We start from the raw sequence: 26,152 nt of genomic DNA on the forward strand, positions 1-26,152 counted from the left end.
TCATTGTTTGGGAGTTAGGGGTGAATTCGATAATTTTATCGGGAAACGCAGAGGTTCGCAGAGGGTAGCGCAGAGGTTCGCAGAGGGGTTATTGTGGCGTTTTGGGTGGGGTGCGATCGCGTTTGTTTTTTGAACACTGAAGATCCAGAACTGGGAATTGTTGATATTGGCGCGTTGGCGGAACCTGTTCCAAAGAGAACGTATCGCATCCATATTTCTGGCATGTTCTGACGCTTTAACGGATTTCTTGACTAGGGCAATTTGCACTCTTACTGATGGGATAAGCTTAAACCCGTGATTTCACCGAATGTTTGTGTTGAATCGGGATGAAATCGACCCTATAGGTGGGCATATTTTCCCATTATGAAGTAAGTCTAAAATAAAACCACCGCATTTGTCAATACTGAAATAGAAATGATTTTAGTGATTCTAGGCTAATAGTTCATCAACAGTTATACGGAAACCGGGTAAAACAGTTTGTGTACTCACCACTTCCCCAGAAGTAAATACCAATCTCTGGTTGTGAGTGGCGATAATAATCCAACGGCTTTCTGGAAAGACTAACCAAACTTCCTCACCTCCTGATTGTAAATATTCTTGGGCTTTGAGAATCACATCTTCAGCTAAATCAGTGGGGGAAACGATTTCTGCACTCAGGGGAAAACTGCGGGGGAGGACTTTTGCATCACCATATTGGGTAACGAGTTCTGGGGGAAGATAGGCGACATCGGGACAACGCCCTTGTTTATTGGTGCGACAAGGAACATCTGTATATACTTTTCCTCCTTGTCCACTAGAGTCTTGATAACTTCTCCAGTAAAAGTACAAGTTCCCCTGAATTTCACTATGTTTGAGTGTCATGCCATTGGTCTCGATTAATTCTCCATTGATCCATTCTGTACCAATGGGGGGATTTTCCATCCAGTCTTCTAGGGAGATGGGTTGGGGGTAAATGGTGGGAATTGTTGAGGTGATCATGGTTAGGGGTGAATTCGGTAATGTTTATAGGGTAACGCAGAGGAACGCAGAGGGTAGCGCAGAGGTTCGCAGAGGGGTTATTGTGGCGTTTTGGGTGGGTGCGCGTTTGTTTGTTTTTGGCGTAATTTGTCCAATTGTTCGCGGGCAAAGCGTTGCACGTTAGGATCTGGATCGTATGCTATCAGGTTTTGCAAGAGTTTGAAAGTTTGAGGATAATGAGGGTATTGTTTTACAATAATCTCAAGTCCGGTTTTTCGAGGATTATTGTCATAACAACTATAAAAATTCAAATCATGTTCGACCACAAAATAACACAAAAAACTGAATATAGATGAGTTGTTTTTCCAAGCCAATGCTAATTCTTGTATTGCCACTTTTCGCACAGTTTGGTTTCTATCGAACAGGGCGCATTTTTTGATCAATGTTAAAATATCAGGGTCATCTTTCCAGCCACGAGCTAACTCTTTTAAGGCTGACTGCCGCACGGTTGCCCTGCTAGACTGAGCGCATTTTTTGAGAAAAGCTAGGGTATCAGGATCATCTTTCCAGCCACGGGCTAATTCCGGTATGGCTAATTCTGGCACAATTTTAATGCTATTAGACTGGACATGTGATTTTATAAAAGCTAAGGTATCAGGGTCATCCTTCCAGCCATGGGCTAATTCCTGTAGAGCGAATTTTTGCACTGATCTATCGCTATTGAACTGGGTACAGGATTTGAGAAAAGCTAAGGTATCAGGCTCGTTCTTCCAGCCACGGACTAATTCCTGTAAAGCACATTGTCGTACTGATGCATCGCTCTTGGACAAGATAAAAAACTTTATAAAACCTAATGTATTAGGATCATTTCTCCAGCCACTGACTAATTCCTGCAAGGCGAATTTTCGTACATTAATATCCCTGTCAGACTGAACGCATTTTTTGAGAAAATCTAAAGTATTAGGCTTGTCTTTCCAACCACGAGCTAATTCCTGTAATGCGAATTTTCGCACAGTTACATCCCTATCGGACTGGACGCATTTTTTGAGAAAATCTAATGTGTCTGGCTCATCCTTACAGGTACGAACTAACGTTTGTAGTTCAGCTATTCGTATTTGCGGATTTTCATCATACTGAACACGGATTTTGAGACTTATGATTTGAGTATCATAGTGCCAATTATGAATTAACTCTTTTAAGAGCATCTCTCTTACCCTGGAAGAGTTGTCATAATAGGCGCGAATCTTAAGTAAATACAAAGTTTCAGTATGATATTTCCAGCCCTTAATTATCTCCTGTAGAATAGCTATTCGCACATCTGAGTTATTATGGGACTGAGCGCAATAACTTAAAAGCTGAAATGTATCAGGATGTTCTTTATACCCCTGAACTATCTCCTGCAAAATTGCTTGGCGCACTGAAAGAACGTTGTTTTGAGCAAGACGAGATATAAGCCAAGGTAAAGTTTTGCTGTCCTCTTTCCAAGTTGAGGCAATTGTTGTTACTGCTTGAGTCTGAATTTCTGTGATTAAGCTGAATTGTTTTTGATTTTTAATCTGCTTATAATCTACCCATTTGCATAAGGTTTTCAGTTGATCAAGGAGTTGAGTCGCCGTTTGGCTAATCTGGGAACGAATTCTAACTTCAGTAAGACATTTAGCTGCTAAAAATAAATTCCTAAACTTAGCCGCTTTACCATTCTGCTTGATTAAATAATCGATAATTTCCCCAACAAACTGCTCATCAATCATCGCCGCAATTAACCGCAGTACCTCATGCCAACTCTCCTCCTGCCAATGCTTGCCAAATACCTCCGTCTTAAGTTCCTCTATGGAAAGCGATTGTTTCTCTTTAAATTGCCAGACAAACTCCCACGCACAGAAAAACTCCAGGAACGTGCGATGGACAAAGGAATAACAATCAGCACCAGAAAAACATAAAATAAAATTTCGTTCCCGTAACTGCTTAATAATTAACCGAGACACCGTTCGCGGTTTTTCTACGTCTTGTAGCGTCTCTAAATATCCCGCTAAAATCCGTTCCAACTCATCCACATTAATTAAATTCCCGGCTAACCCTTGAGGTGCGGCTTGCATCTGATACGCTACTCGCCGCAACATCGCCTGTTTTTCTTTGCGAGTAATCGTGTCGGGGGACAGTTTTTCATCGGGGGGTAATCCTTTCTCAATATCCCATTCATGGAGGAGAACCCGCGATGCTTCATCGTAAAGTTCTGCCCGTTCCCGTGGCAATTCTCGGTTGCGATTTAAGATTGCCATCATGGTTAACAATAAGGGATTTCCGGCTAATTCCCGAATCGCGGGTGACTCATTAATTGCCCGTTGTAAGCGGTTTTGTAGTCGGGGTTTATCCGGTTGATTCCCAAAGGCTAAATCATGCCATTTCTGTACAAATGCCTGAATTTGCTCGGCTTCAAAGTCCTGTAAGGTAAAATGACGAAACTGGGCATCCCGTAACCGTTGGGCTTTATAGCCAATAATCCGAGAGGTTACCATGACTCGAACTTGGGGATATTGATTCGTAAAGCGGATAATCTCGGTAATTAGCGTATCTCTAGCAACGGGGTCAAATATTTCATCTAAACCATCAAATAAGACAAATGCATCCCCGGCTTCTAAGACTTCATCTAAGCGATGTTGATTCAGATGACAAATCGCCGCCGCCCCCTGATGGATAAACTCCAAGAAGGTTTTCGGTAACGTGCGATCGCGGGCATAATTCCGTAATTCTATCAGCAGGGGAATTGTTTTTGTCGGTTTCTCTGCCCAATCTAGCGCCACATATTGGGCTAATGTGGATTTCCCGGAACCTGGATCACCTAAAATAACGATGTAGGGGTAATTGGGTTGATGGAGTATGTCTAATACCGAACGAATCGGCTGTCGGTAGTAGGTTTCCCGATACTGTTCCAATTCTTCCGGGGAAATCTGTTCATCTAACTGGTTGGCATCTTGTAACCGTTTCAGATAATCTCTAGGAATATCATAAAGCGGCATGGCTTCCCGCACCATTTGAGGGACAAACACCTGCCATAAGCGCATCGGGTACTTGTAGCTACCGGGATCTAAGGTTTCTAATTTGAGATAGCCATAGAACTCTTGTAGGCTTTCCCGATACTGGCGTAGGTCAAAATCTGGGATAATACCTGCGATCGCGTCAGTATTGTCTCGAATCGCCTCTAGGTTCTGGGAATCGAGAATCATTCTTAATTCATCAGACTCTCGACAGATTGCTTTCACTCGCCGGAGATACTGCTGAGTAATCGCTTGCCAATCAAATTCTGCTGGTAACGCCTTTAATTGCAGGATTTCCCAGGTTTGGGCTAAGGTATACCCATCCAGAGAACGACACCCCTCGGCAAAGGCTTGACTTAACTCTTGCTTAACCGCCTTATCGTGAATAAATCTCTTTAACGCCCCCTGATAGGGTTTCAATTCATCCTGACTCAACCCCCAGGTTTCCAACTCCTCTTGTACCAATTGCAAGAATTCCTTTAGGGCTTTACCCATGGCTTTCACCAGAGGTTCTTTGTTGAAGCGTTCCGGTAAGGCTTTAATGCGATCTTTGAAGAAATCTTTCGTATAATCTTCTAAGGTTCCCTTCGCCAACTCCTTGAGAACATCCCCAAAGACGAATCCAACCGCATTGGCAACCCCCCAAACAACGAGCGCATCCATCCGATACTATCCAACGACTCATCTCTATTTTTCTACTATAGTCGCCAGTGGGTCAATGATAATCTTAACGACTCTAATCATGATTTCACCCCATAGTTGTGTTGAATACAGGATGAAAACAGACCCTATAGGTGGGCATATTTTCCCATTATGAAGTAAGTTTCTCACAAAATCCTGGCATTTGTCAATACTGAAATGGCAATTATTTTCCCTGTTCGGGAGTTAGGGGTGAATTCGATAATTTTATCGGGAAACGCTCCAGGTCAAGAGAGGGGTTGTTGTCGCGTTTGGGGTGGGGTGCGATCGCGTTGGTTTTTTGAACACTGAAAATCCCCTGACTGAGACGATAACTGGGAATTGTTTATCAAAGCGCGTTGGCGGAGCCTGTTCCGAAGAGAACGTATCGCATCGACTTTTTTACAGGTTCTGACTCTTTAACTGATTCAGAGACGTTGTGCTTCCTTGAGACCTTTCACACTCTTACTGATGAGACAAACTTAAACTCCTGGTTTCAGTTATAGTAGGGGTGTTGAATTGGGATTCAATCGACCCTATAGGCGGGCATATTTTCCCATTATGAAGTAAGTCTCCCACAAAACTACGGCATTTGTCAACACTGAAATGGAATTTATTTTCCCCGTTTGGGAGTTAGGGGTGAATTCGATAATTTTATCGGGAAACGCTCCAGGTCAAGAGAGGGGTTGTTGTCGCGTTTGGGGTGGAGTGCGATCGCGTTGGTTTTTTGAACACTGAAAATCCCCTGACTGAGACGATAACTGGGAATTAATTTATCCAATTGTTCGTGGGCAAAGCGTTGCACGATGGGATCGGGATCATTTGCTCTTCGGTTTCGTATGCGAGTTGGTTTGGGTTCTCAAAGGAGGCAACTTTACAAATGACAAATGACGAATGACAAAGGACGATCTTCACCGTTAACTTTAATTGTCCCCACCTACTTATTCTATTCTCCCAGAAAGGCGATACCAACCAATCCAACATCGGCTAGGAACACCCAAATAGCTACTGAAAGCTTTATCAGGTAATGGTTTCAGCCCACCTGCTTCCCGTCAGCCTCTCGACTCTCCCCACTCCCCCTCAGCACTGTTGTGGTCTGGACTAAGTAGGATCACTTAGAATATACTTAACAAAACGATAAAAAAATAAATAAACTTTTCTAGTTTGTTACGTGAGAGGCTATAAATCGCTGTGAGTCAGCATTACATTGAAGTTGATTATCTTGAAGCCGAGCAGATTAAACCCCGACGGCGCTATGATCCCGACGTGATCGCAGCTAAATACCGCTATCGCCCTTGGGTGGTTCTCTGGCGGGCGTTAAGGATTATCTGGAACTTCGTACAGTTTATTCTAGGTCTCAAGTGGGACGAGTGGCGGAACCAAGTTGAGCGGAATCGGTTTAAACGCGCTACTCAACTGCGACAGATCCTGACTCGCCTCGGTCCGACATTTATTAAAGTGGGACAAGCGTTATCCACGCGCCCCGATTTAGTTCGCAAAGATTTTTTAGAAGAACTGATTAAGCTACAAGACCAACTTCCACCCTTTGACAATAAAACCGCCTTCGCGATTATTGAGTCAGAGTTAGAGCGTCCGGTGAGTGAAGTCTATCGCCAAATTTCCCCTGATCCAATCGCGGCGGCAAGTCTCGGTCAAGTCTATCATGCTTATCTCTATACCGGGGAAGAGGTAGCGGTTAAGGTACAGCGCCCTAACCTACTCAAATACCTAACTCTGGATCTCTATTTAATGCGGAAGTCAGCCGGCTGGTTATCCCGATGGCTTCCCCTGAATCTGGGTCATGATCTGACATTAATTGTCGATGAATTTGGCATTAAGTTGTTTGAAGAAATCGATTATGTCAACGAAGGTCGCCATGCGGAACTCTTTGCTAGTAACTTCCGTGATGATCCCAGTGTTAAAGTACCGACCATTTATTGGAGGTACAGTAACCACCGGGTCTTAACCTTAGAGTGGATTAATGGGTGTAAGTTAACCGATACTAAAAGTCTTTGCACAGCGGGACTTGATGCTGACCAAGTGATTCAAACAGGGGTCATAGCGGGTTTACGTCAACTCTTAGAACACGGCTTTTTCCACGCTGATCCCCATCCCGGTAACTTGTTTGCTATGCCCGATGGTCGCATGGCTTACATTGACTTTGGCATGATGGATCAGTTGGAGGAAGAAACGAAAGAAACGATTGTCAGTGCGGTTATTGATTTAATTAATAAGGACTATGTTGAGTTAGCGAAAAAGTTTGTCATCCTCGGCTTTTTAACCCCAGATACAGACATCACACCAATTATTCCCGCCATAGAACGAGTGCTGGGAGACGCGGTGGGTCAAAGTGTACGGGACTTTAATTTTAAAACGATTACGGATAGTTTTTCCGAGTTAATGTTTGAGTATCCGTTCCGAGTTCCCGCCAAGTTTGCCCTGATTATTCGGTCATTGGTGACTCAGGAAGGGTTAGCGTTAACCCTGAATCCAGATTTCAAAATTGTTGAGGTGTCTTATCCTTACGTCGCCAAACGTCTACTCAAAGGAGAATCGCCAGCTATGCGGCGGCGGTTGATTGAGGTGTTGTTCAAGGATGGTAGGTTCCAATGGCAACGCTTAGAGAATATGATTGCGATCGCGCGATCTGATGATAACTTTGATTTGCTCCCCACAGCGCAACTAGGATTGCAATATCTGTTATCGGAAGAAGGGAAGTTTTTGCGGCGTCAGGTACTATTGGCGTTGACGGAAGATGACCGATTGCACACTGAAGAAGTGCAACGCCTCTGGAATTTGGTCAAAGATGACTTGAAACCAGGACGATTATTTAATGTGGCGTTAAATTCTTTGGGTAATATGTCAACGGAGCAAATTGCGGCAATTTTACCCTTGACGGCGATGCTTCGTGATTAGAGCGCAACAAGACATGATATCATGTCCGGTTGAATACCCATAATTAGGGTGATGGGGAGATGGGGTGAGGGTGAGATGGGGAGAAGTTTTTATTATGGGTGATGGGTCCAGACATCAGATGAATCAAAGTCCTCCTTTTTAAGGGGGATTTAGGGGGATCTAAACGTTTAACACTACTCATATAAGTGCAGCGCATAATAGTAGTTTTTCTCCCCCAAGGGCGGGTTTAGTAAAGTTATCGATTTGTGCCAAAATGTTATCGGTAAAACTCGCCCCTACAGCTTGGCTTCATCGGATTTTTAGCGCCCAAGCGCAACTAAGAAACTGGCTATTTACCAAAGTAGAGTTGACTCAGTTCTGCCAAGGAAACATCATTTTCCGGTTGGGGATCACGCCAAAACGGATGAATCGGGAGTTGCGGTACTCGACGATTGGTTTTAGGTGACGATAAAATCTGCTCAATTACGTTTAAATAGCCTTGAGCCGTACTCTCCCAGGTATAGTGATTTAATACCAGTTGCTGAGTCCGACTAGAAAAACTCTGCCACTCAGATTCATTACAGATTAACCGCTCCAATCCTCGCGCCATATCCGCCGGATCATCGGGGTCAATCAAAACGCCATAGTCTTGATTATCTGTCTGTAAGCTTTCTGTAATTCCGCCATTTTGAGTAACGACAACTGGCAATCCGGCGGCGGCGGCTTCTAAGGGGGCTAAACCAAAGGGTTCAAACAGAGAGGGTAGGGCAAATACGGAGCGGCGTTGGGCTAAAAAGCGATAGGTTGCGGCTAGGGCGGGTTGATCGGGGACGCAAAAGGCGCTAATTTTGCCCCATAAGTTATGGTCATTCACCACTTCTCGGATTGGTGCTAATACCTTTTGTTCGGTTTGTTCATCCTTTACTTTCTCCTTTAGGGGATTATCTAACCCAGCCGTAATTAGCACCACATTGGCTCGTTCTTGCAAGGTGGGACTGTAGGCAAAGGCTTGCACAAGTCCCAAAAGATTCTTTTTGGGGTCTAATCGACTCGATGCCAGAATCACGGGTAAATCGCGCCGCGACTCAGCAATATCCCGCGCTAATTTATCTTGAACTAACTGATAGGTTGCCTCTTCGTTGGCAGAGCGAACCTCAGCACTAAACATAGCTGGGTCTACTCCCGGTGAAATTACCGCAAAGCGAGCATCATTATGGACATCGACAGCATCCCGATACGCCGGATGACTATATTGGTTGAAGCGTTCTTGGCGAGTATTAGTAATGTTAATCGCCGAGTGATTCATGCTTAAACGTTCGACAACCAGGCGGCGTCCAAAGAAGTAATAGTTGTTCATTTGTGCCAAATTTTCTGGCGTCACATTGAGTTTATCCATCTTTTGAGCGCCCAGGGAATGAGCGGTAAATGTGAAGGGTATACCTGTTTGCTCTTCAAGTAATAGACCCGCCAGTCCCCCGTCTGCGTAGTGGGCGGTCATGATGTCGGGAAAATCCCCCTGTTCTTGATAAAATTTGAGAAGATTAGACACCCAATCTCGAACCAAATGAGTCCAGAGTAACTCTTTGCGTAAAAATTCCTGGGGTCCGGCGGGTAAGCGGACAATCCGGACATTTTCTACACCGGGATACGCATCAAAGGGTTCAGCAAACCCCTCCCACTCTGGATCGATGATTTGACGGGTGAGAATATCAACCCGGTGTCCCTGTGCCGCGATCGCCAGGGCGACTTGCTTGACATACACCAGTTGACCGCCAAAGTCGGGATGTTCTGTAATATACCTGTCATCTGGGTCAAAGTTGCCTTGGGGGTTGAGAAAGCCAATGTACATTGTCTGAATAATGAATGATGAATGAGGGATGCAACGGATGAGTTGACATCAGACAAATGATGTCTGGATGATAAATGATAGACGCAACGGATGAGTTAACATCAGACAAAATTCCGATCAGAACGATTATCAACAACTATAAGACAACGATTATCCAAGTACATTATAGGGGCTAGATAGTATGCAATCCGGTCAAATCCGACTCAACAAGGTGACGAAAGAATGGGTGATTTATGCACCCAGTCGGCGTAAACGTCCCCAGGATTTTCAGCAACAGAGTCGCCAAAAACAAGCTTCAGGGATTCTACCTCGAGATTGTCCCTTTTGTCCCGGCAATGAACATAAATCTGAGTCAATTTTTCTGGAAATGCCCAGCCGACACCACAAAGGCTGGCAAACGCGAGTTGTACTGAATAAGTTTCCGGCGTTAACCCCCAATGAAGACAGAGAACGATCGCAGGAGGGTATTTATTTAATGATGCCCGGTTATGGTCAGCATGAAGTGATTATTGAAAGTCCTGATCATGATCAAGATCTTGCCACAATGTCAATCGAGGACGTAGAAACGGTGATTGAGACGTATCACAAGCGCTACGTCTCACTCATGCAAGTCCATAAGAATATGATGGCAATCATCTTTCGCAATCATGGGATGAAAGCGGGTGCATCGTTAAGTCATCCCCATTCTCAAATGATTGTCACGGGTATGGTTCCGCAAAATATTCGAGTGCGAGAACAAGAAGCCCAGCGATATTATGATCAATGGCAACGATGTGTGTATTGCGATATTTTAGAGTTTGAACAGCATCACCGCAGACGGGTGATTGCTGAAAATGAATCATTTCTGGCGTTTATTCCTTTTGCGGCTGATGTGCCCTTTGAAACTTGGATTATGCCAAAGGAACATGAGGCAGATTTTGGCAGTATCTCCGCTATAGAAAAATCCCATTTTGCGTTAATTCTCAAAAATGTCCTGACTCGGTTGTATGAAAAGCTAAGCGATCCCGATTATAATTATGTGATTAATACCGCTGCCCGTTACAAAGCAGAAGAACCCCAAATTCACTGGTATTGCCAAATTAGCCCTCGGCTAACGACTCCAGCCGGATTTGAACTGGGTTCTGGGATTAGTATCAATCCTTCTTTACCTGAAGTTGATGCCGATTTTTTGAATTCTTAATTGGTCGAGGGAACAGGGAACAGGGAACAGGGAACAGGGAACAGGGAACAGGGAAAATTTGAGGCTTGTTCACATTTCTTAGTACAGCGTACAAAATTTATGTCCAGGTACTTAGTTCTACAAATTCTCAGACTCTTCCTCGCGCAGTTCTCGAACGACTTCCAGACTTAATCCCGTTGTTCCCGCGATCGCTTCGTCATCCAGTAGGGTGAGTAGCTTTTTAGCAATAGCGCGTTGTTCTTCTTTTTTGCCTTCTTGACGACCTTCTTGACGACCTTCTTCCCGCGCCTCCTGCGATGCTTCTTCGGTAGCATATTTAATGCGTCCTATCTCATCTCGCAACTGCATGGCTCGACGACTGACTTCCTCGGCTTCTGCTGGTGTCAGGTTCGCTTGATTAGCTATCGTTAACGCTTTTTCTATTGCTGTAACTTCTGCCAAACTTTCGGGAATTTCTTCTAAGTCTTGAGCCTGCGTCATAAAATAAATCCATTTCTCTGCCAATGTCTGTAATTCTGGCAATTTTTTCACAAATCTCGGTAATTCCACAAAAATTAGCTGCAATTCATGTTCAGGATATTCCGATGAGCTTTCTTGGTCTTTGAACACAAAATGATGAATACATTTATGGCTTTCTTTGAACAGAATAAAATCGGTGATTGTCACGGCAATAACTGGCGTAATCTCCAGGTAATAGTCTCCTGATTCCAACTGATTAGCATAAGCTTTGCAGAGATTGTAGGTCACTCGCTTATGAAAAGCGGCTATCCGTGCGACCTGCATTTCAATGAGGACAATTTCTCCATTATTTAGAACAGCCCTGATATCCAAGTAACTATCTTTTAAGGTTTCGACTTGACCGGGATTGTAAGGGTTGACAATGGTTAAGCTAGAAATGACACTTTCCCCATTGTAGACAATTGCATTTAAGAAGCTGATGAGAATGTCTTCACTTTGGTCTGAACCAAATATTTTTTTGAAGGCATAATCAATTTTAGGGCTAATAAATTTTCTCTTAGTCATAATTTATTCCTCTTTGAAACCATAGCAATTCCAGAGTATTTATGATAAAAACAGATCAAAGATTTCGGGAATAGGGAACACCTGCAACTTTTATTGTAAGTACCTGGACATAAACGCTGTACGCTGTGCTAAGAAATGTTAACAAGCCTCAAACCCTTACTGTTGCCTGTTGCCTGTTGCCTGTTGCCTGTTGCCTGTTGCCTAATCTCAACCGTTAACTTTACTTTTGTCCGACTACTTAGTGAGAAAGTTAGTTTAGTATAGCAGGTACGGAAGAGTCTTTTTCAGGACAAACAACTGTGAATCGTGCAAAGCTAAACAATCAAAACTTTTTATTGCGTGAACATGCGGAACAACAGTTTGCCGAAGAATTAGCGGAATTGGCAAAAGCAGATAAACGCCAGCGCCCACCGAACTGGAATTTATCCCCCTGGGCAGTCACAACGTATCTATTGGGAGGTACACTAGAGAACGGGTTTGTGGTATCGCCCAAGTATATTGGCGATCGCAGACTCATTGAAATAGCTGTAGCCACCCTCACCACAGACCGCGCCTTACTCCTGATGGGGGTTCCGGGAACCGCCAAGTCTTGGGTATCAGAACATTTAGCTGCTGCTATTTCTGGGGATTCAACGTTACTGATTCAAGGTACAGCCGGAACCAGTGAAGAGGCGATTCGCTATGGGTGGAACTATGCCCGCTTACTGGCAGACGGTCCCTCGATGGAAGCGCTAGTGGCAAGTCCGTTGATGGTGGCGATGGAAGCGGGGAAAATTGCCCGTGTCGAAGAATTAACTAGGATTCCGGCAGATGTCCAAGATACGCTGATTACGATTCTCTCGGAAAAGATGCTACCAATTCCCGAATTGGGGGATGAGGTGCAAGCGATTAAGGGCTTTAATATTATCGCCACAGCGAATAATCGCGACAAGGGGGTCAATGATTTGTCTAGCGCCCTGAAACGCCGTTTTAATACTGTTGTCTTACCGTTACCTAAAACCATTGATGAGGAAGTCGAGATCGTTCAACAACGAGTCGCAAGCTTAGGACGTGCTTTAGAACTCCCGGTGCAAGCCCCTGCTTTAACCGAAGTCCGGCGGGTGGTGACAATTTTTCGAGAATTGCGTAGCGGTATTAGCGAAGATGGTAAAACTAAACTAAAATCTCCCAGTAGTACCCTGAGTACAGCCGAGGCAATTTCGGTGGTGAATAGTGGGTTAGCCCTAGCCGCCCATTTTGGCGATGGACACCTCAGCGCTGAGGATATTGCTTCGGGATTGGTGGGTGCTGTGGTGAAAGATCCGATCCAAGATACGTTAGTGTGGAACGAGTATCTCGAAACTGTGGTCAAAGAACGCAAAGACTGGACAGACCTGTATCGCGCTTGCCGAGATGTTGGATCTTAGGATCAAGTTGTTTCAGTCGGCGACTCCTGTCGCTACCATTATCTGTAGTGCTTGAGCATAAGTGAGATGTTGCCCATAGAACCTTCTCCAGATTCTCCACCCGCATCGGATCAGTCATCTACTGATGCGGTAAGTTCTGATACGTCTGATTTTCCGGAGGGACATGTTCTCATTGTTCAAGATGACCGAGGACGACATCGGTTTGTTTTAGACGGTGAACTCTATTCCATTGGCAGAGACCATGATTGTGATATTCGTCTGTTTTCACAGTTTGTCTCCCGTCACCACGCCACGTTAATGCGAGTAGAGGGTGAGGATGGGCATGATGCCTATCGCATTGTTGATGGCAATCTCAAAGGGAAGTTAAGTTCTAATGGCTTGTTAATTAATGGTCAAAAGCACCAAAGCTATGAGCTGCAAAATGAAGAGGAGATTGTCTTTGGTCCTAATGTGAAGGCGATTTACTACCGAGTGCGGCGGGATCAGGGGGAGGGTTAATTGGTCATTGGTCATTGGTCATTGGTCATTGGTCATTGGTCATTGGTCATTGGTCATTGGTCATTGGTCATTGGTCATTCGTCATTCGTCATTGGTTATTCGTCAGCGTTGGAGGACTATTTGCAGAAGTTAATCTTAATCTCAGTTTAAAAAAAACGAATTAGCCCTTGACTTTGCGGGAGATTTTAGGTACTTTTATATCATGGGAAAATGTGCCGTCCTATAGACCCCGATCAACCGTAATTCGTAGGGTGGGTTAGGCGGTAATTAATTCACAACACAAACCCTTTAATTGGCGCTTCGCCGTAACCCACCACGTTATCGAAATAATGGATTTCCCGGTAACGATATGCAGCGACTCGCCCCTACAGCCCCTACTTTTCCTAACTGAATAATATGAAGTTTAAATGCACAATAGATTAACCCTGTCCTCATCTACATAAATAACGGTTATTTTATGCCTTAAGATACAGTCTCATCTAAATCTTAAGAGTCATGGCAAGAACGGGTTGTTTTTCTTAGAGTTAGGTATAGTCAGTTTTACTGAATAGCTATCCCCATCGTCTCTAAACTTAGTTGTATCGAACCGAATCAAACAGATAGCCAGGATTAGGATGGATTTTGGGGTTTAACGTGAGATTGTAGGCATAACTTAAGCAGCAAACCTGTAGTGACTCCCTCGGCTTAGGCAAAAAAGCAGGGGCGATTGCTGCGGGTGAGTAACTTGAAACCCTACTGCACTAACAGCAGTGATTCAACTCTCTAGTGGTTGAATTCATTTCACCACTAATGGCTGTTAAAGCCATCGATATTTTCGACCTATCCCAACGGGTAAAACGTAATCTAACTCACACGGATACAACTATGACGGCTACCTATAACTTCAACCTAGTTCTCCTTTCTATTGCTATTGCCATCATTGCCTCCTACACCGCACTTGATCGGGTGGGGCGTGTCACTGTGGCAAAAGGACGGACTAGCCAGTTGTGGTTAGCTGGGGGTGCGGTGGCGATGGGGATTGGCATTTGGTCAATGCATTTTATCGGTATGTTGGCGTATAACTTGCCAATTCCGATATCATACAACCTTTCTCGTGTCTGGGTGTCGCTGCTGGTGGGAATTCTGGGTTCCGGAGTGGCGTTGTGGCTGGGTTCTCGTCCTCATATAAGGTGGCTGCAACTGCTATTAGGTAGTGTGTTTATGGGATTAGGGATTGCCGCGATGCACTATACGGGGATGATGGCAATGAAATTAGAAGCAGTTGCCGATTATAACCTGACGCTGGTGGCGGTTTCGATAGCGGTTGCGATCGCAGCCTCTTTTATTGCCTTAGGGTTAGCGTTTCAACTACGGCATATCCAGGCTGATGCGAGAATCTTACCTAAGCTGGCGAGTGCGATTGTTATGGGTTTAGCGATTTCGGGGATGCATTATATCGGCATGGCGGCGGTTCGCTTCCAAGGGACAGATTCCATTGTTCTGCCTTCATCCTCAATGATTGATAACCTGTGGCTGGCTCGATTTATCGCCGTGGCGACGTTGTTTATCTTAGCATTACCCCTAATTGTCTCCTTATTTGATCAACGCCTGAATGTGGAGAAGGCAAAAGCTGAAACCTTGCGCCAAAGTGAAGAACGGTTTCGGGCGTTGCTGCAAAATGCTTCTGATTTCATCACCGTGGTGACAGGCGAGGGGATGATTCGCTATACCAGTCCCTCTTTACCGCGTGTGTTGGGGTATGACACGGAGGATTGGCAAGGTAAAACCATCGGGGAATTTGTCTTAAATGACGATAATCCCATCGCTGATAGTCTGTTAACCCAAGCCCTGGATTCCCCTAACGCTAATGTAACCGTTGAATTACGATTACCCAACGCCTCAGGTGAGGTGCGCGAGTTTGAAGTCATCGCCAATAACCTGTTGCGTCTGCCGAGTGTGGCGGGAATTGTCCTCACCTATCACGATATTACCGACTGTAAGCAGACGTTTCAGGCACTGCAAGCGTCGGAACAGGAAGCTCATTCCCTTGCCCAACGGGAAGCTTTACTCAATTATCTAGGGCGAGAGATTCGCAATTCTTTGGATGTGAATACAATTCTAGACACGGCTGTTTTCTCGGTTCGCAGCTTGTTAAATCTCGATCGCTGTCAATTCCTCTGGCGTACCCCAGACGGTGGAAAACCCAGTATCGCCATTACTCATGAGGCGCGAAAATCGGGTTTACCCAGTCGCGTCGGGTACTACTCGAATCCAGAAGTCATCTCTTTGATCCAATCCATCCAGGATTTAGAGATGATTCAGATTAATGATGTCACCAAAGACCCAGACTTGAATACCGCTCAACGCCAACTCCTAACTCGGTCTCAGGTTACAGCGCAACTGATTCTCCCCCTGAAAACGAATTCCGGTCAAATTGGTGCTTTAGTTTGTACTGATTACCGAGAACCCCATACCTGGAGTCAGAGTGAAGTCGAACTCCTGACGGCGGTTGTCGATCAACTCGCGATCGCGATCGACCAAGCCCAACTTTATGCTTCTGCCCATAGCACCGCAACCACGGCGACGGCGCAAGCGAAGGAATTGCAGCAAACTTTGCAGAAGTTACAACAAACTCAGGCGCAATTGATTCAAAGTGAAAAGATGTCCAGCTTGGGTCAAATGATTGCCGGGATTACCCATGAACTGAATAATCCGGTGTCGTTTATCTATGGGAATATTAAACCCGCTCATCAATATGCTCAAGACTTGCTGCGGCTATTAAAGCTTTATCAGCAGTATTATCCAGAACCCCCGGCGGCTATTCAGGAACAAGCTGAGGCAATGAATCTGGAGTTTGTGATCCAAGATTTTCCCAAACTCTTAGGGTCTTTAAAAATGGGGGCGGTGCGTATCCGGGATTTAGTCAAATCTCTGCGGAATTTCTGCCGCTTGGATGAGGCGGATGTGAAGCCAATGGATATCCATCAAGGAATTGAGAATACGTTGCTGATTTTGGGTAACCGACTCAAAGCCAAGGAGAATCATGCTCCTATTGAGATTATTAAACAGTATGGTCAATTGCCCCAGGTGGAGTGTTATGGGGGGCAATTAAATCAGGTGTTTATGAATCTCCTGGATAATGCGATTGATGCCCTGGATGATCAATCCCCGCCATTACAAATCACGATTAGCACCGAGGTTCTGGAAGAGACGGATCAGGTACGGATTCGGATTCAAGATACGGGTTCAGGTATCCCTGAGGATGTTAAAACTCATTTGTTTGATCCGTTTTTCACGACTAAACCCGTGGGTCAGGGTACGGGGTTAGGATTGTCGATTAGTTATCAAATTGTCGTGGAAACACACAAGGGTACATTACAGTGTTTCTCCCAACTTGGCGAAGGAACAGAGTTTTGTATCGATATTCCCATTTCTCAAACTCAAGGTAGAAATCTTGGTGATTCAGTATCCCCGAAACCGTTACGGGAAACCTGTGAAGTTTAATTGTCCTTTGTTTCCGAATGACGAATGACCAATGACTAATGACTAATGACCACTTAGAGGTTGCATCTATGAAGATATTACTTTTAGCCACAGCATACAATAGTTTAACCCAGCGCACTCATTTAGAGTTGGCGTATCGGGGTGATCAGGTTTCGATTGAATTAGGCTTAAATGACGAGGTAATGATTGAAGCCGTGGAACTCTATCAACCGGATTTAATCATTGCGCCAATGCTGAAACAGGTGATTAATGTTAGCCTTAGCCGCCGATAAGGTTTATGCCCGTCGGGGGATTGTTTTAAATCCGCATTATAAGCGCATGGGATTATATGGATCAGAATATTGGACGTATTCTCTCCCCAAGCGAGTGGGTTCTCAAAAAGCCTGGGAATTGACGGATATTTGTATGCCCATGGGAACTAAAGTTGCCCAGAAAATCGGACTGATTGATCAGGCGTTTGCGGATCAACCGGACAGTTTTCGCCAGCAGATTCAATTCGTCGCTGAAGAATTTGCTCACCATCCCGCTTATGGGCAACAATTAGCGCTGAAGCATGAACAACGGCAACGGGATGAACGGTTTAAACCCTTAGCGGCTTATCGAAATGAGGAGTTAGCTCAAATGAGACGCAATTTCTATGATTTTGAGCAATCTTATCATCAACAGCGGTATAATTTTGTCTATAAAGTTACGGCGTCCCAGACACCGCGTCATTTAGCAATTCATCGTCAGAGGGCGGATTCGCAAAAGGTATGTTCGCTGATTTTTGCACAATGAAAGAGTTAATCTACGGCTTGCTCGGCATGATTTGGTAAGGGCGTATGTCTATTTGCTCATCGTGATTTGGTAAGGGCGCATGTCTATGCGCCCCTACAAGGTTTCCAACTAATCCGATTTAACCCAGTCGGTAGGGGTTGATTTCTTACAAGAGGAAGGTATCACCTATGATCTGTTTTGAAAGGGGATCAGTATAAGTAAAACTTTATAGTCTGTCGGTTAGCCTTTTAAATCTGTCAAGTAAAGCAAATGATACGTTTTCTGTTAAGGAATGTGAACACCTAAAAAACAACTGGAAACCCTTATCTTGCCGTTGTGCCGGGACTGTAGTATGATTTGTGAAGATAAATTAAACATGAGACGTTGGGTTTATATTCGCTTTTATCAATAAATTGAGTCAAAAAATCCTCCAATAGCTGATTATGCCAACAATCGGGCAGTTTTAAGGATCAAGCACTACAAGTATTACACGCCGATCTCAATGACATAATTTTGGCAACGCCATCCGTGGCTGATTTGACAAAAAAAACGCTATATGCAGGGGAGTCAGACTGAGAAATGAGCATCCATATCTTTGGCATACGTCATCATGGACCCGGATGTGCGCGATCGCTCTGTCATGCTCTGCACAATCTCAAGCCGGATATCCTTTTAGTTGAAGGTCCCCCGGATGGGGATGGGATGCTCCCGTTAGTTGCCCATCCCCAGATGCAACCGCCTGTAGCGTTATTGGTTTATAGACCCGACCAGCCCCAGAAAGCCGTGTATTATCCTTTTGCTATTTTTTCCCCAGAATGGCAAGGGATTGATTATGCCTTAACTCAAGGGATTCCGGTGCGGTTTATGGATTTGCCTTTGGTGCATCAGTTGGCAGAGGGAGATGGGGAAGCAGGGGAAGCCGGGGAAGCCGGGGAAGCAGGGGAAGCAGGGGAAGCGGGGGAAGCAGGGGAAGCAGGGGAAGCGGGGGAAGCAGGGGAAGCAGAGGGAGCAGGGGAAGCAGGGGAAGCGGGGGAAGCAGGGGAAGCAGAGGGAGCAGGGGAAGCAGGGGAAGCAGGGGAAGAGGATGAGATTTACTATGATCCTTTGGGTTATTTGGCAAGAATTGCTGGGTATAGTGATGGGGAACGCTGGTGGGAACAGTTAGTTGAACATCGCCAGGAGAGTACGGATGTATTTGAAGCGATTTTAGAAGCAATGACGGCGTTGCGTCAGGATGTACCCCCCAGAGATGATCCGAGGGAAGCGCAACGGGAAGCCTATATGCGGAAACAGATTCGGGCGGCGCAAAAAGAAGGATTTCAACGCATTGCTGTTGTCTGTGGTGCATGGCACGCTCCTGCTTTGGTGGATATGCCTGCGGCGAAAGCGGATAATGCGTTGCTGAAAGGATTGGCGAAAACGAAAGTGGAAGCCACTTGGATACCTTGGACTTATGGGCGACTGGCATTGAAGAGTGGCTATGGGGCGGGGATTGAATCGCCGGGTTGGTATGGTCATTTGTGGGATTGTTATCAGGATGGGGGAGATGGGGGAGATGGGGAAGCAGAGGAAGCTGGGGGAGCTGGGGGAGCAGAGGGAGCTGGGGGAGATAGGGGAGATGGGGGAGATGGGGGAGATGGGGGAGATAGGGGAGATAGGGGAGATAGGGGAGATAGGGGAGATAGGGGAGATAGGGGAGATAGGGGAGATGGGGGAGTTGATTCAAGTCTGAGTCAGGGCGGGTTTTGTACCAACGTTACTATCAATCGCGACAAGAAAGTCCCTAAACCCGCCCCTACAGATACGTCAGGACACATATCAAAACTCAACAATCAACAATCTGCGATCGCGATTCGGTGGTTGATTAAGGTGGCGCAGTTGTTGCGTCAGGAAGATTTAGATGCCTCATCTGCCCATATTATTGAAACGGTACGGTTAGCGGAATCTTTGGCAGCATTGCGCGATCGCGCGTTACCGGGTTTGCTGGAGTTAAATGAAGCGACGCAAACCGTTCTATGTTTTGGCTCTGATCTACCGATGGGTTTAATTCAGGATCAACTGATTGTGGGTGAACGATTGGGAGAGGTTCCCGATGATACGCCCATGGTTCCCTTACAACGAGATTTACAGCAGCAGCAGAAACGCTTACGCCTCCGGGCTAATCCCACCGAGAAACAGTATGAACTCGATTTACGCAAAACAAATGACTTAGCGCGATCGCATCTTCTCCATCGTCTCAATTTACTCGGTATTCCTTGGGGGATACGACAATCGACAAGGGGGAAAGGAACCTTTAAAGAAGGATGGCGGCTGCAATGGCATCCAGAATTTGCGGTGAAACTCATCGAAGCCGGGATTTGGGGGAATACGATTGATGCAGCAGCGACGGCGTATGCCCGAAATCAGGCACAACAGGCGCAAGCGCTACCCAGTCTGACTCAGTTAGTCGAAACGGTTTTATTGGCAAACTTACCTGATGCGTTACCCGAAGTGATGCATCGCCTGCAAACTGAAGCCACCCTGAATCGAGATGTCGCCCAATTAATGGAAGCGTTACCCCCATTAGCGCAGGTATTACGCTATGGCAATGTCCGCCAAACTGATACTCGGATGATTACCTCGGTGGTGGATGGGTTGGTGACTCGGATTTGTCTGGGTTTACCCTTAGCTTGTGCCTCTCTGGATGATGAAGCGGCGCGACATATCGATCAGCGTATCCAACAAATGAATTACGCGATTTCCCTGTTAAATAATCCTGACTATAAACAATCCTGGCAACAGGTATTATGGCAACTGGCAGATCAAGCCAACCTGCATGGGTTACTCGCGGGTCGAAGTTGTCGATTATTATTAGATGCTGGGGTATTTAAGGGAAATGACGCCTCCCGTCGGTTAGAATTTGCTCTATCTCACGCCAGTGAACCTCCCCAAGCGGCGGCTTGGATAGAAGGGTTTTTACAGGGGAGTGGATTGTTACTCGTGCATGACCATACCTTGTGGCAGATAATTGATGATTGGGTTACTCAGCTTCCGGGGGAAACCTTTACCGAGATATTACCCTTATTACGTCGCACCTTTGCCAGCTTTTCTACGGCTGAACGCCGCCAAATCGGTGAACGAGTTAAACGGGGAACCTCTGTTGAGACACCAGGGATAGGGGAAGAGGAATTGGATGGCGATCGCGCGAATGCGGTTTTGCCGATTGTGGCGCAATTGTTAGGTGTTAGATAAGTCGGTAGTGGCGTGGCACACCTTAATTGGTGGATTAGCATCGTAGGGGCGCACCGACGTGCGCCCAATTTCACCGTCAAATCTATCCCACAATTTTAGACAAATGACAAATGACCAATGACCAATGACAAATGACGAAGGACAAATGACGAATGACTTATTCCCGATACAAAAATAACTCGTCCTCCATTTGTTGCTGCACCTCAATATTCACCTCATCACTGCTCCTTAAACAATCCACCACTAATTGATTCGCATCATAATAATCCCACAGCGATCGCGTCTGGTTTCTGCTAAACTGCCACTCATGTTCCCCTTGGTCATGTTGTCCCATCAAAAAGCCAACTCGTTTGATCCAAGAGTGACGATGATTAAACCACCACGAGTTCAACATCTCCCCATTGGATTGAAACTGAAACACCGGATCGAGTAAAGTTGTTAGCGATCGCGCTAATGTACCCAGACGCTCAGGATCAACCGCTAGGTAAAATGCCAGACTATACTCTAAGATAGCGTTGAGGATTAACGCTCGGTATAACGGCGGCGGTAAAGACGTTGGGGGTAAATAATCCTCCACCTTAAACGCTAAGGCTTCCGGTACTGTAAATTTGGCGTCCAATTTTTGGGGTAAGGACAAGCAGGAGGGTAATTGCTGCAACGGTGGCGGTTCCAACGGTTGATCAAGCCGAGAGGAATTGAGTGTCTGGGTTAAGCCTTGATCTAAAATTAAAGCCAGGGCAAAATTAAAGGCACGCACGGCGGCTGACTTGTGGGATAATGGGCTAGATTTCGATTGATGGTCTATCCAGTTCACGAATTGCCCTAATCGCTGATCCGGTATCAATAACTGATCCACCTCTTGTTTCATCGCCTGGATTAATTGTTCAGGGTGACGCAATAGAGTGACAGTAAATAAAAATACCTCTCGCCAAGATTGTTCGGTCAAGTGAGTGACTAATTCCGCGATCGCGTCAGGATTCTGATTCGTTTTCGTGGTAAACTCTCTAGCGGTGAGGTATTGCTGAAGACTCCAATTCGCAAAGGAATAAACTCGCCGCGATCGCTCTACCAATACTCCATGGTGACATTCAATCGCTTTTAAAATCCCTTGACTCTGTACTTGTAAACCAACCGGATCAACATCTTGATAATCCGGGATTGTTCGCAGATAGTCACCAATATAGTGTTCCACCTGAGATTTGGCAAAGCAATACCGCTGTTGGGTAAAGGTAACAGACGCCACTTGATCCAACAACTTCAACCGATTCACCAAAGACAAGGGTTGTTCAGCCGAATCTCGCTCAACCCCTTTGCAATCATCCCATTTCTGGAGCAAAATATCCAATCCTTCCTGATATAGCCTAGCCTGTTGGCAAGGAAAACGGGCTTGGGATTGGAAGACATGACAGATGAAACTGAGAAATAGAGGGGTTCTCGCCATGTCCTGAATCGTCCGGTTTTCCGGATACTCCAGTTGTACCCTAAACTCAGCCGCTTTCGCTAACCCCCTCTCCCAATTCGCACCAGCCACCGCCACAAAGTACTTCTGGGCAAAATCGCCTATTTGAGTCAGCGTCCAATTGGCAAGTTCCACCTCAGTAAATCCACCAAACCGATACAAATCCGCCCCAGTGCGACAGGTGATCACATAGCGATTTTTAGGATAACGATAACAGAACCACCGCAGTTTGTTGAATAGGGAAAAACGCCTCGATGGGGATACCTCATCCCAGCCATCTAGCAAAATCAGCAGTTTTCCCGCTTGGAGTAAGGTGTTCACCTGATCCCCAGAGATACCGCGATCGCGAAACTCTTGGCAGATATAATCCAGTAAGCTTAGAGTATTGGCATCTTGCACCAAATCCCTCCATTCAATATAAATCGGCACCTGATCCGCCGCAAATTTGCCGTGATTACACTGAGTCGCCACATACTGCAAAAACGTCGTTTTACCCGTTCCCGGTTTCCCCCAAAGGATTAGGTTGGTTGGTCTTGCCAATATCTCCATTGCCAACACTCGTTCCGGAGAGGTTCCATCCGGACTCAACCCATAACCCCTCTCCCGATTCACCTGAAAATGTCGCCGCCAATCCGCCAAGTCGAACCAGCATCGGTTGGGGATATCTTGCCAAACCTCCACATCAATATAAATATCCGCTAAGGAAATCGGTTTCGGCACATCCCATAACGGCACAGTACCCAATTGAGTCTCAATCTGATCCTGGCAGCAAGCACGAACCTCAGCAACTAAGGCATTGAGTTCCACAGGCTGATTTGCCGCAGGATGCATCGGTTGGGATCGCCTCTCGTCTGGAACCTGAGTCGCCACCTCTTGCCAGGATAAATCCAGTTGCAAGCAAATCTCAATGAAAATCCGTCGCTCAACGGGACGACCTGCAAAAAATTTACTGATGGATTGGCGAGTCTTAATCCCAACTTTTTTCGTCAGCACTTGATGAGTCCACTGTTTCCGCGCCATGGCTTCTTTGGCTTGGACGATACCCTGTGCATTTGCCGAAAGCGATCGTTTACTCATATCACACCTTAACCCTTCTCGAACACCGATTCCGCGATCGCATCCTGTTGGGGAGGTTCTGAAAAAACGGTAACACCGCTATACAATAATCTCTTTGTTGATGTTGAATGAACGCGACAAGATGCATCTCAACATCCAATCTGGTTCTCCTCAACTGGGATGACTGAATTGGTAGTCGATGAACCTGAATTCAGTTATTTGATTGGCGCTACCGATTTAGGTGATATAGAAAAAACACACCAAATCGTACCAACTTATACATATTGACCATAAATCTCAACGCGATGTTGATATATCACCCTATAGACTAGGATAAAGCTTCTCAAACTAGAGCCTAGCATAAGTTTACCTAAAGTATCATTTTGTTATATTCATTAAAGAAAATAAGCAAATAATTAAGTTATGCAAAAAAGCACAAACACAAACCTTTCTGATTTAAATCATACAAATTCAAATCAACAAAAACATTGACGAACTCCGGGGATCGTGTAATCTATGAAGTAGATAAGAATTACAAGTTTCCCAGCTTTTGAAAAATGAGAAGGTAGGTTTTCAGAAAATGGAACTCTTGCAACAGGTAAGACTCACTGACTTCCCCCAAACTAACTTGAGTCACTTAAAATATGGATTTACCTATAAAATCTCCCAAGAGCTAGAAGAGCAGATGCTCTTGATCAAGATTTTCCTCAAACTCCTAGAAGACTCCCAGGGACACCTGAGCGACGATCAACAGTTAGAGTATCTGCAAATGATTCAAGACTCGGTACACCAGATGACTCAAGCCTTACAGGAGGCGATCGAGGATTTTGTCGCCGAAACTGGTTAACCTTTAGTTAACCAGCCGTCTGATAACATTGAGGGAGATAATCATGATATGAACTTAAAAACAGAACAGTCTTTAGAAATCTTGTCCAAACTGGGATTAGCCTATTGGCTGGAAGTGATTACCCATGATCCTTGGTGTGTTTACTACTTTGGTCCCTTTGGCACAATCCAAGACGCTGAATTATCCCAGCACGGTTATCTGCAAGATATTCTCGAAGAAAGCGCCCAACTCATCAGCATAACCATCAAACAATTTCAGCCTCACACCCTAACCATTTTTGAAGATAGTCTGGTTTGAGATTGGGGTAAACCTGAGTCATTTGTCTCTGGATTTATGGCATTAATTCCTGTTTAAACATGAGGTGAGCGGGTTAAAACGACAGTATCCTTTTACTGTTTTTATAACCCAATCATTTTTTCTTTAATTAACCCATAGACGTAGATTGCTTCTTTTTTGGAAGCGAGTATGACGATTTTCATCGTTAACCTTAATTTTGTCTGACTACTTATAGACACGAAATGCTGTGTCTAGTCAAGACAATTTTGGGGTTAAAGTTCAACGACTGAATCGATGTCCTTGACTTGTGTTACAACCTAAACACCTGAATCGACTTTGACGTTATAACCATGAGCAACAATGTGCCAGTCCAAACCCGCCTCTTGAAAGTCATTCAAGAAGAAATTGAAAACGCCTTAGACGCTTATCCGAACAAGTTTTGCCGAATTTTTTTTACCTGTCCCAACCTACGCCATGACTTACTCGGCTACGTTTTGTGTAAACTATCGAATGATCCCCAAGCTGTTGCGGTTAAACAAGGCAAAAAACTGTGCAGTAAGCATACGTTTCCCTATTATTCGTTGGAAATGCGATTACACCTGGAATCGTATATTCGTGAAGGCATGAATTGTTTATTGTCAGATAGCTACCACGGTTTCAATTTCGGGAATAGGGAATAGGGAATAGGGAATACTCTTTTTTCCCTTCTACTTTCATTGAATTCTTTTTTAATCAACCCATTTTAATCAAATCATGAGAACCATCAACTATGCAGTATCAATCTGTCGTCATTGCGGTCACTATCAACTTCAAAAAGGCTGGGGAGGTTACTGTCAACAGCTAGGCGTGGCTGTACAGGGAAAATGGAAAGCTTGTCCTTTAGCCATTTCCCCCTTTGTCACCTGTGCTGAACACCTCGATGGGGTGGACTGTGGCTTAATGCATCGATAATTAGTTCCTTCCTGTGGTATCACTTCCCATGTTTAATTCCTTACCGACTGAATACACCAATCGAATTCTCTGCTACTATACAAATACCAGTAAACAGATTCAGATCATTCGGATCACTGATATTCCCAATTGGTACTTTGAACGAATTCTATTTCCCCAACAGCGCCTCCTGTTTGAAGCAATTCCCCACGCTCATTTAGAAGTCTATAAAAAGAGATTTGGCGTGGCAGATTTAGCGGCTACGATTCTGTGCGATTTTTTGCAAGTGCAACAGGAAACGGAAACGCCTTCTCCTTTATATAGTGCTACGCGCTAGGCAATAGGCAATAGGCAATAGGCAATACTTGTAGTGCGAGCATCTTGCTCGCTACTGAGTCGTCTAATTTGAACTTGCTGCACAACTTCCAAACCCTTAGCTATCAATGCTTTGAGTGGCATTGACATTGGCTCATCTTCAAGAAAATGGGGTAAAACCCTTTCATACCCTTGCACCGCCATCAGGGAAAATGTATCATTGCTCCCCCAGCTTCCCCAGCTTCCCCAGCTTCCCCAGCTCCCCCAGCTTCCCCAGC

General features: G+C 45.2%; 23 protein-coding genes. 16 read left to right on the forward strand and 7 right to left on the reverse strand.

Annotation, left to right across the window (positions count from 1 at the left end):
• Positions 1–93: 93 nt before the first annotated feature.
• Entirely contained in the window at positions 94–231 is a 138-nt protein-coding gene (locus RIC07_RS11830) for a hypothetical protein (RefSeq protein WP_446394705.1), read from the forward strand.
• A 198-nt stretch (positions 232–429) separates the two neighbouring features.
• Here RIC07_RS11830 and RIC07_RS11835 read toward each other — a convergent pair whose 3' ends face one another.
• The 3 genes from RIC07_RS11835 to RIC07_RS11845 form a co-directional block, all read right to left on the reverse strand.
• Entirely contained in the window at positions 430–978 is a 549-nt protein-coding gene (locus RIC07_RS11835; protein WP_446394706.1) for a Uma2 family endonuclease, read from the reverse strand.
• Positions 979–1,055: 77 nt separating this feature from the next.
• Positions 1,056–4,655, reverse strand: a complete 3,600-nt coding sequence (locus RIC07_RS11840; protein ID WP_446394707.1) for an NACHT domain-containing protein — start codon at positions 4,653–4,655, stop codon at positions 1,056–1,058.
• 628 nt (positions 4,656–5,283) lie between these two features.
• Positions 5,284–5,475 (reverse strand): hypothetical protein, encoded by a 192-nt coding sequence (locus tag RIC07_RS11845; protein ID WP_446394708.1) that lies wholly within the window; start codon positions 5,473–5,475, stop codon positions 5,284–5,286.
• An 82-nt stretch (positions 5,476–5,557) separates the two neighbouring features.
• On the opposite strand from RIC07_RS11845, the gene RIC07_RS11850 reads away from it, so the two are divergent.
• Together RIC07_RS11850 and RIC07_RS11855 are read left to right on the forward strand one after the other, a co-directional pair.
• Positions 5,558–5,698: a hypothetical protein gene (locus tag RIC07_RS11850; protein ID WP_446394709.1), complete on the forward strand. Its 141-nt coding sequence runs from the start codon at positions 5,558–5,560 to the stop codon at positions 5,696–5,698.
• A gap of 163 nt (positions 5,699–5,861) precedes the next feature.
• Positions 5,862–7,586 (forward strand): ABC1 kinase family protein, encoded by a 1,725-nt coding sequence (locus RIC07_RS11855; RefSeq protein WP_446394710.1) that lies wholly within the window; start codon positions 5,862–5,864, stop codon positions 7,584–7,586.
• Between the two features lie 328 nt (positions 7,587–7,914).
• Here RIC07_RS11855 and RIC07_RS11860 read toward each other — a convergent pair whose 3' ends face one another.
• Complete coding sequence (locus tag RIC07_RS11860) at positions 7,915–9,414, reverse strand: glycosyltransferase (protein WP_446394711.1); 1,500 nt, start codon at positions 9,412–9,414, stop codon at positions 7,915–7,917.
• 181 nt (positions 9,415–9,595) lie between these two features.
• Between RIC07_RS11860 and galT the strand changes: the two genes are divergently transcribed.
• The gene (gene galT, locus RIC07_RS11865; protein ID WP_446394712.1) at positions 9,596–10,594 is read left to right on the forward strand and encodes a galactose-1-phosphate uridylyltransferase; all 999 of its coding nucleotides are present in this window, start codon (positions 9,596–9,598) and stop codon (positions 10,592–10,594) included.
• Between the two features lie 117 nt (positions 10,595–10,711).
• Here the strand turns inward: galT and RIC07_RS11870 are convergent, their stop codons facing one another.
• Positions 10,712–11,617 (reverse strand): Rpn family recombination-promoting nuclease/putative transposase, encoded by a 906-nt coding sequence (locus RIC07_RS11870; RefSeq protein ID WP_446394713.1) that lies wholly within the window; start codon positions 11,615–11,617, stop codon positions 10,712–10,714.
• Positions 11,618–11,916: 299 nt separating this feature from the next.
• Between RIC07_RS11870 and RIC07_RS11875 the strand changes: the two genes are divergently transcribed.
• From RIC07_RS11875 to RIC07_RS11905, 7 genes are all read left to right on the forward strand, one after another.
• Positions 11,917–13,023, forward strand: coding sequence for an ATP-binding protein (locus tag RIC07_RS11875; RefSeq protein ID WP_446394714.1), 1,107 nt, complete (start codon positions 11,917–11,919; stop codon positions 13,021–13,023).
• A 66-nt stretch (positions 13,024–13,089) separates the two neighbouring features.
• A complete protein-coding gene (locus RIC07_RS11880) occupies positions 13,090–13,521 on the forward strand; it encodes an FHA domain-containing protein (protein WP_446394715.1) in 432 nt (143 codons plus the stop codon).
• Entirely contained in the window at positions 13,522–13,671 is a 150-nt protein-coding gene (locus RIC07_RS11885) for a hypothetical protein (protein ID WP_446394716.1), read from the forward strand. It abuts the gene before it with no gap.
• 639 nt (positions 13,672–14,310) lie between these two features.
• A complete protein-coding gene (locus RIC07_RS11890; RefSeq protein WP_446394717.1) occupies positions 14,311–17,004 on the forward strand; it encodes an MHYT domain-containing protein in 2,694 nt (897 codons plus the stop codon).
• Positions 17,005–17,042: 38 nt separating this feature from the next.
• Positions 17,043–17,276, forward strand: coding sequence for a hypothetical protein (locus tag RIC07_RS11895; RefSeq protein ID WP_446394718.1), 234 nt, complete (start codon positions 17,043–17,045; stop codon positions 17,274–17,276).
• The gene (locus RIC07_RS11900) at positions 17,254–17,781 is read left to right on the forward strand and encodes an enoyl-CoA hydratase-related protein (RefSeq protein ID WP_446394719.1); all 528 of its coding nucleotides are present in this window, start codon (positions 17,254–17,256) and stop codon (positions 17,779–17,781) included. Before RIC07_RS11895 ends, RIC07_RS11900 begins: the two co-directional genes overlap by 23 nt.
• Before the next feature lie 558 nt (positions 17,782–18,339).
• On the forward strand, positions 18,340–20,991 hold the full coding sequence (locus RIC07_RS11905; protein WP_446394720.1) for a DUF5682 family protein: 2,652 nt from the start codon (positions 18,340–18,342) through the stop codon (positions 20,989–20,991).
• Between the two features lie 157 nt (positions 20,992–21,148).
• Here RIC07_RS11905 and RIC07_RS11910 read toward each other — a convergent pair whose 3' ends face one another.
• Entirely contained in the window at positions 21,149–23,527 is a 2,379-nt protein-coding gene (locus tag RIC07_RS11910; protein ID WP_446394721.1) for an NACHT C-terminal helical domain 2-containing protein, read from the reverse strand.
• A gap of 559 nt (positions 23,528–24,086) precedes the next feature.
• On the opposite strand from RIC07_RS11910, the gene RIC07_RS11915 reads away from it, so the two are divergent.
• From RIC07_RS11915 to RIC07_RS11935, 5 genes are all read left to right on the forward strand, one after another.
• Complete coding sequence (locus RIC07_RS11915; RefSeq protein WP_446394722.1) at positions 24,087–24,353, forward strand: hypothetical protein; 267 nt, start codon at positions 24,087–24,089, stop codon at positions 24,351–24,353.
• Positions 24,354–24,401: 48 nt separating this feature from the next.
• Entirely contained in the window at positions 24,402–24,650 is a 249-nt protein-coding gene (locus tag RIC07_RS11920) for a DUF1816 domain-containing protein (RefSeq protein ID WP_446394723.1), read from the forward strand.
• Positions 24,651–24,979: 329 nt separating this feature from the next.
• Positions 24,980–25,309, forward strand: a complete 330-nt coding sequence (locus RIC07_RS11925; RefSeq protein WP_446394724.1) for a hypothetical protein — start codon at positions 24,980–24,982, stop codon at positions 25,307–25,309.
• Positions 25,310–25,382: 73 nt separating this feature from the next.
• Entirely contained in the window at positions 25,383–25,580 is a 198-nt protein-coding gene (locus tag RIC07_RS11930; protein ID WP_446394725.1) for a hypothetical protein, read from the forward strand.
• A 28-nt stretch (positions 25,581–25,608) separates the two neighbouring features.
• Positions 25,609–25,896, forward strand: coding sequence for a DUF1830 domain-containing protein (locus tag RIC07_RS11935; RefSeq protein ID WP_446394726.1), 288 nt, complete (start codon positions 25,609–25,611; stop codon positions 25,894–25,896).
• Here RIC07_RS11935 and RIC07_RS11940 read toward each other — a convergent pair.
• On the reverse strand, positions 25,893–26,024 hold the full coding sequence (locus tag RIC07_RS11940) for a hypothetical protein (protein ID WP_446394727.1): 132 nt from the start codon (positions 26,022–26,024) through the stop codon (positions 25,893–25,895). The two genes, RIC07_RS11935 and RIC07_RS11940, sit on opposite strands and share 4 nt — an antisense overlap.
• Positions 26,025–26,152 lie beyond the last annotated feature (128 nt).

It is taken from the genome of Coleofasciculus sp. E1-EBD-02 (genome assembly GCF_040218245.1).
In the GTDB taxonomy this organism is placed as follows: domain Bacteria; phylum Cyanobacteriota; class Cyanobacteriia; order Cyanobacteriales; family Coleofasciculaceae; genus Coleofasciculus.